This window comes from Janthinobacterium sp. BJB301, from assembly GCF_002735685.1.
GTDB classification, from domain to species: Bacteria; Pseudomonadota; Gammaproteobacteria; order Burkholderiales; family Burkholderiaceae_D; genus Janthinobacterium; species Janthinobacterium lividum.
This window is the reverse complement of the sequence record NZ_PDZJ01000001.1, coordinates 191,782-204,215: the sequence shown is the minus strand read 5'-3', so window position 1 is coordinate 204,215 and position 12,434 is coordinate 191,782. Positions and strand designations below refer to the sequence as shown.

General features: G+C 67.1%; 13 protein-coding genes. 1 reads left to right on the top strand and 12 read right to left on the bottom strand.

Features of this window, described 5'->3' with window-relative positions:
* Window positions 1-2: 2 nt before the first annotated feature.
* From CSQ91_RS00990 to CSQ91_RS00975, 4 genes are all read right to left on the bottom strand, one after another.
* Window positions 3-524, bottom strand: coding sequence for a hypothetical protein (locus tag CSQ91_RS00990; RefSeq protein ID WP_034786226.1), 522 nt, complete (start codon window positions 522-524; stop codon window positions 3-5).
* A gap of 76 nt (window positions 525-600) precedes the next feature.
* Window positions 601-1,806 (bottom strand): MFS transporter, encoded by a 1,206-nt coding sequence (locus CSQ91_RS00985; protein WP_257217183.1) that lies wholly within the window; start codon window positions 1,804-1,806, stop codon window positions 601-603.
* Window positions 1,807-1,896: 90 nt separating this feature from the next.
* Window positions 1,897-2,799, bottom strand: coding sequence for a LysR substrate-binding domain-containing protein (locus CSQ91_RS00980; RefSeq protein ID WP_070278663.1), 903 nt, complete (start codon window positions 2,797-2,799; stop codon window positions 1,897-1,899).
* Window positions 2,796-3,560, bottom strand: coding sequence for an RNA methyltransferase (locus CSQ91_RS00975; RefSeq protein WP_070254993.1), 765 nt, complete (start codon window positions 3,558-3,560; stop codon window positions 2,796-2,798). The genes CSQ91_RS00980 and CSQ91_RS00975 overlap by 4 nt, the downstream gene beginning before the upstream one ends.
* Window positions 3,561-3,755: 195 nt before the next feature.
* On the opposite strand from CSQ91_RS00975, the gene CSQ91_RS00970 reads away from it, so the two are divergent.
* A complete protein-coding gene (locus tag CSQ91_RS00970; RefSeq protein WP_034758799.1) occupies window positions 3,756-4,538 on the top strand; it encodes an inositol monophosphatase family protein in 783 nt (260 codons plus the stop codon).
* A 75-nt stretch (window positions 4,539-4,613) separates the two neighbouring features.
* On the opposite strand, the gene CSQ91_RS00965 is transcribed toward CSQ91_RS00970, so the two are convergent.
* The 8 genes from CSQ91_RS00965 to CSQ91_RS00930 all read right to left on the bottom strand — a co-directional run bounded on the left by CSQ91_RS00965 (window position 4,614) and on the right by CSQ91_RS00930 (window position 12,414).
* Window positions 4,614-5,546 carry a type II secretion system F family protein gene (locus CSQ91_RS00965; RefSeq protein WP_099388514.1) on the bottom strand — a complete coding sequence of 311 codons (933 nt, stop codon included), beginning with the start codon at window positions 5,544-5,546 and terminating at the stop codon, window positions 4,614-4,616.
* A 27-nt stretch (window positions 5,547-5,573) separates the two neighbouring features.
* Window positions 5,574-6,551 carry a type II secretion system F family protein gene (locus tag CSQ91_RS00960; protein ID WP_099387130.1) on the bottom strand — a complete coding sequence of 326 codons (978 nt, stop codon included), beginning with the start codon at window positions 6,549-6,551 and terminating at the stop codon, window positions 5,574-5,576.
* 6 nt (window positions 6,552-6,557) lie between these two features.
* Window positions 6,558-7,904: a CpaF family protein gene (locus tag CSQ91_RS00955; protein ID WP_373630470.1), complete on the bottom strand. Its 1,347-nt coding sequence runs from the start codon at window positions 7,902-7,904 to the stop codon at window positions 6,558-6,560.
* Between the two features lie 62 nt (window positions 7,905-7,966).
* Window positions 7,967-9,127, bottom strand: a complete 1,161-nt coding sequence (locus tag CSQ91_RS00950) for an AAA family ATPase (RefSeq protein ID WP_099387129.1) — start codon at window positions 9,125-9,127, stop codon at window positions 7,967-7,969.
* 37 nt (window positions 9,128-9,164) lie between these two features.
* On the bottom strand, window positions 9,165-9,437 hold the full coding sequence (locus CSQ91_RS00945) for a pilus assembly protein (protein WP_099387128.1): 273 nt from the start codon (window positions 9,435-9,437) through the stop codon (window positions 9,165-9,167).
* 9 nt (window positions 9,438-9,446) lie between these two features.
* A complete protein-coding gene (locus CSQ91_RS00940) occupies window positions 9,447-10,958 on the bottom strand; it encodes a type II and III secretion system protein family protein (RefSeq protein ID WP_099387127.1) in 1,512 nt (503 codons plus the stop codon).
* A 25-nt stretch (window positions 10,959-10,983) separates the two neighbouring features.
* Window positions 10,984-11,811 carry a Flp pilus assembly protein CpaB gene (gene cpaB / locus CSQ91_RS00935; RefSeq protein ID WP_099387126.1) on the bottom strand — a complete coding sequence of 276 codons (828 nt, stop codon included), beginning with the start codon at window positions 11,809-11,811 and terminating at the stop codon, window positions 10,984-10,986.
* Between the two features lie 42 nt (window positions 11,812-11,853).
* Window positions 11,854-12,414 (bottom strand): A24 family peptidase, encoded by a 561-nt coding sequence (locus tag CSQ91_RS00930; protein WP_052140477.1) that lies wholly within the window; start codon window positions 12,412-12,414, stop codon window positions 11,854-11,856.
* Between the last annotated feature and the right edge of the window lie 20 nt (window positions 12,415-12,434).

The following is a 12,434-nucleotide window of genomic DNA, read 5'->3' as shown; positions in this document are numbered from 1 at the left end:
CCTTATGCGCTCAGTTCGGGCAGCGGCCCCGGATAGCCGATGGCGGCCCAGTGGGCGGCATCGGCATACCAGGCGCCGAGGATCAGATCGTGCAGGGCCAGGTAGGCCGTCTGCAAGGTGGCCAGGCGGTGCGTGCGCCACGACTGCAGAAAGGCGGCCACCTGGGCGGGATCGGCTTCGCGCCAGCCGCCATGCACGCCGGCGACGAAGCGCCGCGCGGGGGCCAGCGCCAGCAGGCCAAACAGGTCCTGCACCTCCTGCTGCGCCGCCAGCGGCAAGCCACGGATGGCCGTATCCACACCGGCGATGGCGCCATCGAGCGCCGCGGCCCGCGCGGGGGCTTCCCGCGGCAGCGCGCTGCCCAGCATGGCCGGCACGATGGCCGCCAGCGCCGCGCGCGCCGCGCCATCGAGGACGAAGCGGCCTGGTGGCGCCGGCCCGCGCACCAGGCGATAGGCCGCCCCTCCGGCGGCCAGCGCGCAGGCGCCGAGCACGCCCAGTTTCAGAAACGATCTGCGTTGCATACCCCTGTCCCCTTGTTTTATACCGCCTTTTGCAGGCCAGTGTACGCCAAAGGCAGTGGGCGTTTGAACGCAAAAACTAGAGCGGAGAGTCTAGTTTTTGCGCCTGAAACAATAGCAACAGCATGGCCAGCAGCGCCGCCAGCGCGCCGCCGATGGCAATGCTGGGCAAGCCAAAAGCGACGATCAGCGCACCTCCCAGCGCGCCGCCAAAGGCCGTGCCCGCATTGAAGGCGGCGATATTCAGGCCCGCCGCCACGGCGTCGCTGCCCGGGCAATGCCGTTGCGCCAGGCGTAGCAGCCGCATGGTAGACAGGGTGACGAGGGCAAAGAACAGCAAGCCCAAAGTGCCGCACAGGGCCAGCATGGCCAGGGGCTGGGCGCGCAGCAGATAAAACCCCAGCAGATTGAGCGCCAGCGCGGCCAGGGCCAGCACGGTGGAGCGCAGCGCCTGGGGACGGTCGGCGCACCAGCCGCCCAGCAGGTTGCCGCCGATGGCGCACGCGCCAAAGCACAGCATGGCGGCGCCCAACCAGCCCGCATCGAGCCCGCCCAGCTGCAGCAGGAAAGGCGAGACATACGTGAAAAAGCTGAAGGTAGCCACGCTGACCAGCGCCGCCACGCCGGCCGCCAGCAGCAGGGGCGGCTGCAGGATGGCGCGCAGGCTGGCCAGCGCCGATGCGGCGGCGGCCTGCTGGCGCGCTGCCGGCATGGCCAAGCGCAGGCCGGCGCCGCCGCACAGGGCCAGCACGCCGATGGCCGCGAAAACCCAGCGCCACGACGAGACGGCGCCCAGCCACGTCCCCAGCGGCACGCCGCCGGCCAGCGCCAGGGTCAGGCCCAGCCAGACGATGGACAGCGCGCGTCCCGCGCGGGACGGGTCGACCAGGCTGGTGGCCGCATGCGACGCCACCGCCATGAACACGCCATGCGCGAGGCCGACGGCAAAGCGCACCCCCAGCAGCGCGCCCAGCGCTGGCGCGGCCGCCATGGCCACGCTGCCGGCCGCCAGCACGAGCATGGTGGCCACCAGCACCTGGCGCACGGGCCGGCGCGCCAGCATGGCCGTCAGGATGGGCGCGCCGATGGCCGCCCCCAGCGCGTACGCGGCGATGGCGCCGCCGGCCGCCGCCACGCTGGCGTGCAAGTCGCGCGCCATGGGGGTCAACAGGCCGGCGGCGATGAATTCGCACAAGCCGAAGGCAAAGCTGCACAGGGAGAGCAGGTAAATGGAGAGTGGCAGCGTGGCGGACGGCAGCACAGTGCGCGAGGACATGGTGGACATGGCAGTTCCTGACAATCAAAACGCCATGCTGGCCCCTCGTTCACCATCTGTAAAATATCTTATTTATCTTGAAACGAGACTTTGAAAGTCTCAATAGGCGGAAAAGTGCCGCAGCTGCGCCAGCAGCCGCTCGCGCACGAGGGATGTGCGCTGCGGATCCCATGCCATGTACAGGTCAAGCTGGCGCAACGGTTCGGGCGCATCGCTGTGCAGCGGCAGCATGACGACGCCCGCTGGCGCGCAGGCGGCCAGGCTGGCTGGCAGCAGCGCCACGCCGAAGCCGGCAGCCACCAGTCCCAGCACCGTTTGCAAACGGCGCGCCTGCTGCGCCACGCGCGGCACGAAGCCCGCGTGCAGGCACAGGCTGGCCAGCTGGTCGTGGAAACCCTGGCCCAGGTCGCGCGGCGAAGCGACGAAATCGTCGCCGGCCAGGTCCGCCAGATCCACGCGCGCCTGGCCCGCGCAGCGGTGGTTCGACGGCAGCGCGATCACGATGTCTTCGCCGGACAGGCGCTCGAAGCGCAAGCCCGGCGTGCTGCGTCCCGGCGCGCGCAGCAGGGCGATATCGACCTCGCCTTTTTCCAGCCACTCGACCTGCTGCTGCGTCGACGCTTCGCGCAAGGTGAACTGCACGGCGGGCGAAGCGGCGCGAAACGCGCGCAAGGCATTCAATACGTGGGCATACGGCGTGATGTGGATAAAGCTCAGGCGCAAGTGGCCCTCGATGCCCTGCGCCACGCGGCGCGTGGCCGCCACGCCCTCTTCCAGGCTGGCCAGCACCTGGCGCGCCGTGGCCAGGAAAGCCATGCCGGCCGGCGTCAAGCTGACCTTGCGGTTCGTGCGCTCGAATACGGGATAGCCGAGCGCTTCTTCCAGCCGCAATATCGCCTGCGACAACGGCGGCTGCGCCATGTGCAGCCGCTCGGCCGCGCGGCGGAAATTGAGTTCCTCGGCGACGGCGATGAACTGGCGCAGCAGCCGGGTCTCTATCATGGGCCTTTTTTCGCCACCGCCAGGATATGCCGCGCGATGCCGCGCAGGATATTGACTTCTTCCGTTTCCAGCCCCGTGCGCGAAAACAGGCGTTTCAGCCTTGGCATGAGTTTTTTCGGGTTGTCCGCGTCGAGGAAGTCGATGGCCACCAGCGCCTGCTCCAGATGCGCGTACATGCCGTCGACCTGCGCCAGGCTGGCCGCGTCGCCATGGAAACCGACGGGACTGGCGATCTGCCCGTCGCCGAGGGCCGCCACGCGGCATTCATAGGCGACGACCTGCGCCGCCTGCGACAGGTTCAGCGAGGAATACTCGGGGTTGGCGGGGATGTTGATCAGCACATTGCACTGCTCGACGATCTCGTTGGGCAAGCCGAAGCGCTCGTTGCCGAAGATGACGGCCGCGTGCAAGTCTTCGCTGGCCGCCAGCTGGGCCGCGATGGCGCGCGGGGCCGTGACGGGCGGAGAAAATTCGCGCAGGCGGGCTGAGACGGCCGCCGCGTAATTGCAGCCTTCGAGCGCCTCGGCGATGGAGCCGACGATGCGCGCGCCGGACAGGATATCCTGCGCGCCGCTGGCGAAGGCCACCGCTTCCGCGTCCGTCAAGGCATCGGGAAAGCGGGGATTGACCAGCACCAGATCGGAAAAACCCATCGTTTTCATGGCCCGCGCGACGGCGCCAATGTTGCCAGAGCGACTAGTTTCGACAAGAATAAATCGCAGGCGTTTGAAAAGAGACGTGTTGATTTCGGGCAGATTCATTTAAAATAGCGCTATTGCGCGGTATCGATACAGGAAATTTCGGGAAACGGAGTCACAAAACGCTGACTCCAGGCCGGGATTTTAACCACTTCGGCACCGCTCCGCTCTTTAATTCATTCTTGCACTCTATCGTACCGGCGCCGAAAGGCGACGCTGGGCGGTCGCGTGCTTTTAACGGAAGCTCACATGCACCCAATGCTCAACACGGCGATCAAAGCCGCCCGCCGCGGCGCCGCCGTCATCAATCGCGCCTCTTTTGACCTCGACCGCGTCGTCGTCACGGAAAAACAACATAACGATTTCGTCACCGACGTCGACCAGGCGGCCGAACAAGCCATCATCGAGGTGCTGTCCAAAGCCTACCCGGACCACGCGTTCCTGGCTGAGGAATCGGGAGCTTCCGCCAACTCGCACGACGAGAATGAGTATCAGTGGATCATCGATCCGCTGGACGGCACCACCAACTTCATCCACGGCTTCCCCCAATACTGCATCTCGATCGCCCTCGCGCATCGCGGCGTCGTCACGCAAGCCGTCATCTACGACCCGGTGCGCAACGACCTGTTTACGGCCACCAAGGGCGCCGGCGCCTACCTGAACGAAAAACGCATCCGCGTCACCAAACTGGACCGCATCTCGAACGCCCTGCTGGGCACCGGCTACGTGGCCGGCAGCGCCCGCGCGCTGGACGAATACCTGAAGATGTACGCGATCATGGGCGAACGCAGCCAGGGCGTACGCCGCGCCGGCTCGGCCGCGCTGGACCTGGCCTACGTCGCTTGCGGCCGCCTGGACGGCTTCTACGAAAAAGGCTTGAAGCCTTGGGATATCGCCGCCGGCGCCCTGATGATCACGGAATCGGGCGGCATCGTTGGTGAATTTTCCGGCGAATCGGACTACCTGTACAAGGGCGACGTCATCGCCGCCAGCCCGAAGATCTTTGGCCAGATGATCACCCTCTTGACGCCATTCGCCTGATTGCCAGGCGCGGTCTGACGTAACAAAAGCTGCCGGAGGCGACTCCGGCAGCTTTTGTTTCGGCCCGGCCAGCCCTCAGCTGCCCCGCATGGCCGGCAGCAGCACGCGGTAAATCTGCAGGAACGCCGGTCCCATCAGCACGACCATCAGCGAGGGGAAGATAAAAAAGATCAGCGGAAACAGCAGCTTGAGGGCGATCCTGGCCGCCGTTTCCTCGGCCCGCTGGCGCCGCTTGGTGCGCAGCTGGTCGGATTGCACGCGCAGCGACGCGGCGATGCTCGTGCCGAAGCGCTCGGCCTGGATCAGCAGGGTCACCAGCGCGTCCACATCCTCCACTCCCGTGCGCAAGGCCAGATTGCGCAAGGCCTTGTCCTTGGCGCTGCCGGCGCGCAGCTCCAGGGTCACCAACTGCAGCTCTTCGGCCAGGACGGCGCTTTTCAGGCCGATTTCCTGCGCCACGCGCGCCAGCGCCGCATCCATCGCCAGCCCCGCTTCGACACACACCGTCATCAGGTCCAGCGCATCGGGAAAGGTCTCGAACACTTCGCGCTGACGCTGCTTCAGGCAGTGCGACAGCCAGACATTGGGCAGGTAGTAACCGAGGGCTGCCGCCGCGACCAGCCACAACAGCATATTGTGCCCGCCCTGGCGCAGCAGAACATATGCCAGCAGCGGCAAGCCCACGAACAAGCCTGTCTTGGCCGCGTAAAACAGCGCGGGCGCGGCCTGGCTGCGCCAGCCGGCATGGACGAAGCGGCTGCGGATGGGCGAACTTTCCCAGCCTTCGTCCGGCAGCGACAACCTGGCCAGCGGACGCGTCAGGCTGACGGCGTGCACCAGCCAGCGCCGCCTGGCATGGCGCCCGCCATCGCCAGCGGCGCCGGCATCGCCCAGCGCCTGCAGCCGCTCCTGCACGGCACTGCCAGTGAGCAGGCGCAACACCAGCAAGGCCAGCGCGAAGACAATCAGGAACAGCAGGCCCAGCAAAGCCAGCTGCGCCGCACTCATCGTGCCCATCGTGTCTTTTCTTTCATCTTATACCCGGATATTGATAATTTTTCTGATGCAGATCACGCCCAGCATCAGCAAGCCCAGCGATACGCCGACCATCTTGCGCCCGCCCCCATCCGTGTACAGCACGGCAATAAACTGCGGATTCATCAAATGCATCATCAGCGCCGCGCCGAACGGCAGCAAGCCCAGGACCCAGGCCGACATGCGCCCTTCGGCCGACAGCACGCGCACCTGGCCCAGCAATTTCAGGCGGTCGCGGATGATGGCGCTGATGCTGCTCAGCAATTCAGTCAGGTTGCCGCCCGTTTCGCGCTGGATCAGCACGGCGATGACGAAATAGCGCAAGTCCGTGCTGGGCACGCGCGCGGCCAGGTTGCCCAGCGCATCGGCCATCGCGACGCCGAAACTGACTTCGTCGAACACGGCGCGGAACTCGTCGGCCAGCGGTCCCGTCATTTCCTCGCCCACCATTTTCAGCGCGGTGGGAAAGGCGTGGCCGGCGCGCATGGCGCGGCTCATCAGGTCGAGCGCGTCCGGCAGTTGCTGCTCGATGCGCACCAGCCGCTTGCTCCTGGCGCGGCGCACCAGCAGATACGGCAGCGCGGCGCCGCCCACGCCCAGGCCCAGGCGCACATACCATGGCAGGGGCAGCGCGCCGGCCAGCAGCAGACCGGCCGCCCCGCCAAGTGCGCAATAGCCCAGAAAAGTGGCCACGAACCAGCGCATGCCCGCCTGCAGCAGCAGCCGATCGAGGCGCCGCGCGCCGGGCAAGCCTTCCAGCACGCCGTGCAGGAAGGCATGGGCGCTCAGCGGCCGCTGCTTGGTGATCGACAGCGCCTGTTCGCCATCGCTGGCCGTGTACATGCCCTGCAGGCGCCGCGCCACCCGCGCCGCGCCCGCCCCCCGCGCCGCTTGCCACGCCAGCCAGGCGCCAGCCACCAGCAGCAGCACGGCCAGGAAGAGGAACAGATAGACCAGATAGACCAGATAGGAAAGCATGATGGATCAGCGCCCCGCCGCAGTGGGTTCGAACAGGGCGGCCGACACGCCGATGCCAAAGCTGTTCAGGCGATCGAGGAAGCGCGGGCGGATGCCGCTGGCCGAGAAATGCCCGACCACCGCGCCGCCCTCGGCCACGCCCGTCTGCCGGAAACTGAAGATTTCCTGCATCGTGATGACCTCCCCTTCCATGCCCGTGATTTCCTGGATCGACGTGACCTTGCGCTTGCCGTCGATCAGGCGCGACACTTGCACCACCACCGACACGGCCGAGCTGATCTGCTGCCGGATGGCCTTGCCGGGCAGGTTGGCGGCCGCCATGCTGATCATGTTTTCCAGCCGCGTGATGGCGTCGCGTGGCGTATTGGCGTGGATGGTGGCCATCGAGCCTTCATGGCCCGTGTTCATCGCGCCCAGCATGTCGAGCGCCTCGGCGCCGCGCACCTCGCCCAGGATGATGCGGTCGGGGCGCATGCGCAGCGCATTGCGCACCAGCGCCCGCTGCGTCACTTCGCCCTTGCCTTCGATATTCGCGGGCCGCGTTTCCAGCCGTACCACGTGCGGCTGCTGCAATTGCAGCTCGGCCGCGTCTTCCACCGTGACGATGCGTTCCGTCTGGCCGATAAAGCCGGAAATCACGTTGAGCATGGTGGTCTTGCCGCTGCCCGTGCCGCCGGAAATGAGGATATTCATCTTCGCCTTGCCCAGGCCCTGCAGCACTTCGGCCATCTCGGCCGTCATGCTGTGGTAGGCGACCAGGTCGGCCAGGCGCAGCGGATCGACGGAGAAGCGCCGGATCGACATCACGGGGCCGTCGATGGCCAGCGGCGGGATGATGGCGTTGACGCGCGAACCGTCGGGCAGGCGCGCATCGACCATGGGGCTCGATTCGTCGATGCGCCGGCCCACGCGCGAGACGATCTTGTCGATGATTTTCATCAGGTGGGCGTCATCGTCGAAGCTGACGTCGGTCAGCTCCAGGCGGCCGCCGCGCTCCACATAGACCTGCTTGTGGCCATTGACCAGGATGTCCGACACGCTGGCATCCGAGAGCAACGTTTCGAGCGGCCCGAAGCCCAGCATCTCGTGCTGGATGTCGCGCGTCAGGCTCTTGCGCTCGGCGTCGTTGATGACCACCGCCTCTTCCTCCAGCAAGCGCTCGACCAGGCCGCGCAATTCTTCGCGGATGCGCTCCTGCGACAGGCGCTGCATGCTTTCCAGGTCGACCCGTTCGAGCAGCAGCCCATGGATGCGCAGCTTGAGGTCGCGGTAGCCATGGTTGTCGATGGCGGCCATGCGTAGCGGCGCGAGCGCGGCGATCTTGGCGCTGCCGAGCCGTTCGCGGATGGACAAGGCGGCGATGGGGGAACTAGCCATGAAATGCTCCTGTTCTGGGATGGGGATCAGCGCGTGGATCAAGCGCGCCGCAGGACGCGGCCGAACCAGCCCTGGCGCGCCGTGCTGGCCGCGCCGCCGGCCAGGCTGGCGGCGAACTCCTGCAGCGAGCGGGTGATCGGGCTGGCTTTGTCGAGCTGCAGGATAGGCACGCCCTGGTTGACCGAGGCGGCCGCCGAGGCGTAATGATTCGGCACCGTGCGGTAGACCGCCGTGCCGTACGCCGCTTCCAGGTCGCGCAGGCGGATTTCGCCGCCCTTGTCGTGGCGGTTGACGATGATGTGCACCTTCTCCTTCGCGTATTCGAGCGAGCGGAACATGCCCAGCAGGCGCTTGCCATCGCGGATATACGGCAAGGTCGCCTGCAGGACGGGAAAGATCATGTCGGCGTGGTCCAGCGCGCGCACGCTGACGGCGTCGAGGTTGCGGCCCACGTCGAGCACGATGAAATCGTACTGGCGCCTGGCTTGCCGGATGATGGCGTCGATGTGTTCGGGCGCCACTTCGCTGGCGTGAGCCGGATCCTCGGGCGCGGCCAGCACGCTGTAGTTGGGCGTGATGTGCAGCATGCTCGATGCCAGGAACGAGGAATCGAGCCGGTGGATGTCGCGCGTGACGTCGGACAGCGTGGCCAGCGGCTTGTTCTCGGACACGAAGAGCGAGGCGTCGCCAAAATGCAGGTTCATGTCGATCAGGGCAACGCGCTGCTGGCCGCCGGCGGCCAGCGCATAACCGAGGTTGCTGGCGATGAAGGTGGCGCCGCTGCCCCCCTTGCAGGAGATGAAGGCCAGCACCTTGCCGTTGCCATGTTCGCGCCGCTCCAGCTTTTCCTCGATGCGTTCGAGCGCCGCATACAGGCTGGCCGGCGCGGCGGGAAACGGCAGCACGTCGCGCACGCCTGCACGCATGGCCTGCAGCAGAAATTCAGGCGCCTGCTGGTGGCACAGCACGATGAAGGCCATGCGCGGATGCTGGTTGCTGAGGCGCTCGATGGCGGCCAGGTCGGCGCCGTCGTTCGACGGGCGGTCGAAGATCAGCACGTCGGGCAGCGATTGCGCCGCCTGCAGCGGTTCCAGCGTTTCGCCGCCCGCGTTGATCTCGTCGAGCCGGTTGCGGCTGCGCAGCAGCAGGCCCAGTTCGGACAGCGTTTTTTGATCAGTGGAATGGATGGCGATTTTCACGATATGCCTTGCTGGTTCTGTGGTGACGATGCCAGGCTCACTGGCGCGCCCCGACGCCGATGGTCAAGGCGGCCCCTTGCGGTGCGGGCGCGGCAAAGCTTTTCTGGTATGCCGTATAGGCGGCCTGGGCGGCCTTGCCATCCATGCCGGCCACGGGGTCGCGGTTCGCGCCCGCCTGCGGCGACAGCACTTGCCGCAGGCGCAGTTGCTGAACGCTGGCGCCGAACTGGCGGTCCAGGTTCGGCGTGGCGGCGCAGCCGCTGGCGGCCAGGGCGGCCAGCAGCATGGAAAGGGAAAGGGAATGCTGCATGCTGTGCTCCTAGTGAGTGTCCGGGATGGCGGGCGCCGTCTGCGTGGCCGCTTCCTGCCGTGGCCGTGGCGCGCCAGCGCCTTCCATTTTTCCTTGCAAGAAGAACTCGCCGCGGCTGGGCGCCACGTAGGCGTCGGTGGGCAAGACGATATCGCCGTCAAGCGTGCCGTCGAGCGGCTTGACCAAATGCGGCGTGATGATGAACACCAGCTCCGTGCGGTCGGTCTGGAAATCGCTGCTGCGGAACAGCGCGCCCAGCACGGGAATCTCGCCCAGGAAGGGCAAGGCCTTGATATTGGTCGTCACATTGTTCTTGATCAAGCCGCCAACGGCAAAACTCTGGCCATCAAACAGCTGCACCGTGGTGGTGGTGCGCCGCGTGGTAAAGGCCGGCAGCACGGCATTGGCGGTGGCGCCACCGCCGGTGGTGATGCCGATGCCTTCGCGGTTCAGCTCCGACACTTCCGGCGCCACCTTCAGGTTGATGCGTCCGCCCTCCAGCACGGTGGGCGTGAACTTGACGGCAATGCCGAATTCCTTTTCTTCCAGCGTGATCTTGTTGGTGGTGCTGTCTTGCGCGACCGGAATGAAAATCTTGCCGCCCGCCAGGAAACTGGCTTCCTGGCCGCTGATGGCCATGATGTTCGGTTCGGCCAGCACCTTGACCAGGCCGTCGCGCTTTTGCGCATCGAGCGTCAGCCCGTTGCCATTCTTGCCGTGCACGGCGCCCAGCTGGCTGGGGTTGCCGCTGAGCAGGTTCGACAGCAGGCCATACGTCCAGTTGCCGCGCGTGCCACTGATGCCCACGCTGGCGCCCAGCTGATCGACCAGGGTCTTCGATACTTCGGCGATTTTCACTTCCAGCATGACCTGTTGCGGCGCCGCGATCGACAGCATATTGATGACCTTGACGCCGCCGGCCGCACTGGCCGCGCCTTCGGCCGGCGCGGCAGCTTCGCCGGCGCCGCGCTGCGCATAGGCCTGCGCCATCTCCAGGATCTGGCTGGCCTTGACGCTGTCGCTCACCTGCCCCGACAGCACGATGCTGCCGCCGGCCGCACCGGCCTTGACGGCGCGCTCGCCGGGGAAGACATAGGCCAGCTGCGCCTGCAAGCCTTCGACATCGACCTCGACTTCAATATCGACGATCACGGGGCGCTGCTGCCGGTCCCACAGGATCAGGTTGGTGCTGCCCGGCGCCAGGCCCCAGACGAACAGCTGGCTGGACGTGCCCAGCATCCTGGCGCCGGCCACCCGGGGATCGTTGACGGCGATCTGCGACACAGGCAGGCTCAGGTTGCGCAAGGTAGACTTGCCCACGGCGATGCGCACGGGCGCGCCCAGGCGGGCGATATCGGCGCCCAGCGACATGGCTGGCGCCGCGACGGGCGACATGACGGCCTGCCTGGCCGGCGCCGCCGCGCTGGCGCTGACCGGCCAGGCCATGCCTGCCGCCGCGCTGCCCAGCATCAGGGCCAGGCGCATGCCCGCACCCGCAGCGTGCTTACGAAATTTGTTCATCGATCATCCTTGCTTGCCTGCTGATTTAAAATTGCTGGACGCTCGTATCCATGCCCTTGATGACGGTGATGCTGTCGCGCGCGGGAGCGCGTGCCGGGGCCGCCTGGCGCCGCGGTGCGCGCACCGGCGCGGCCGCCGGCGCCTTCAGTTCCAGCAGCGACTCCTTGGTGGCGCCGCCCGTGGTGACGGGCGCCGGATCGACCTGGTTGCGCAGCACCAGCGACAAGCTGCCCACGCTGCGCGCCAGGTCCAGCTTTTCCACCTGCTCCGGCGTCAGCTCAAGGGTCACGGCATTGACCACCTTGGGCTTGTTGTCGTCGCGGCCGGACTCTTGCGCCACGGCCAGCACCAGGATGCGTTCCAGCACGATCTTGGAAATGGCCAGCGGCCCGCCGCCCGCCGGCCGGGCCCGGTCATCCTGCGTATGCACGAGAATGTCGACGAAATTGCCCGGCAGGGCGAAGCCGGCCACGCCCACCACGTCATTGACGCGCACGGTCATGGCGCGCTTGCCGGCAGCCACGATGGCCGACAGGCCGCCGGTGGCGCCGGGCGGCGCAAGCTTGCTTTCCAGCACAGGCTCGCCCCTGCTGACGGCCGTGCGCGTGATGCGCCCGTCCACCGCGCCGGTATCGCCAAACGCCCCCGGCGGCATGGCGCCCGCCGGCCAGTCCATGCCGCGCAGCATGGCTGGTGTCACCTTCGCGCCCACGCCGATATCGACCAGCGCGACCATCACCGTCTGGCTGGCCGGCGCGCCTTGTCCCGACATCCAGCGCGCCGCCGCCAGCACGGCGCCCCCCGCCATCAGCAGCGCCAGCAGCAGCACGATCGCAACGCGGCTATTTCTCATGATTTTTCCTCTTGGTAAAACTTGGGTTTCCGGACGCGCACATCATGCATGGCCGCCGGCCGCCAGGGCCAGCCAGATGGCGGTGCCGGCGGCAATGGCGATCGCGTACGGCAGTTTGCCGCCCGGCACGGCGGGCGCATCGACCCGCGGTACTTCCCCTGCCGCGGCGCGCAGCCAGCCTTGCAGCAGCAATTGCCGGGCATTCGCCAGCGCCTGGCGCAGCGTGCCCTGGCACAGGGCGACGGCCAGCGCCAGCACGCCGCCAGCGAGCAGGCTGCACAGCACCGCAAACACGGCGGGACCGGGACCGAGAAAAGCTCCCACCATCGCCATCAGCTTGACGTCGCCCGCGCCCAACGCCTTCATCGCATACATGGGCAGCAGCAAGCCCAGGCCGACGGCCAGGCCGCCCAGCGCCAGCCACGGCCCGGCCGGCGTCACCCCGGGCAGCGCCAGGCTGTTGAGCAGCACGCCAAGCAAGGCGCCGGAAAACACCAGCCGGTTGGGAATGCGCCGGCGGCGCACGTCATGCCAGACCGCCGCGGCAAGCAGCCCCCACAAGACCATGGCGGGGCTGAACGTCCAGAAAGAATGAGGGTCCATCGTGTACCTGATGCAAGCCG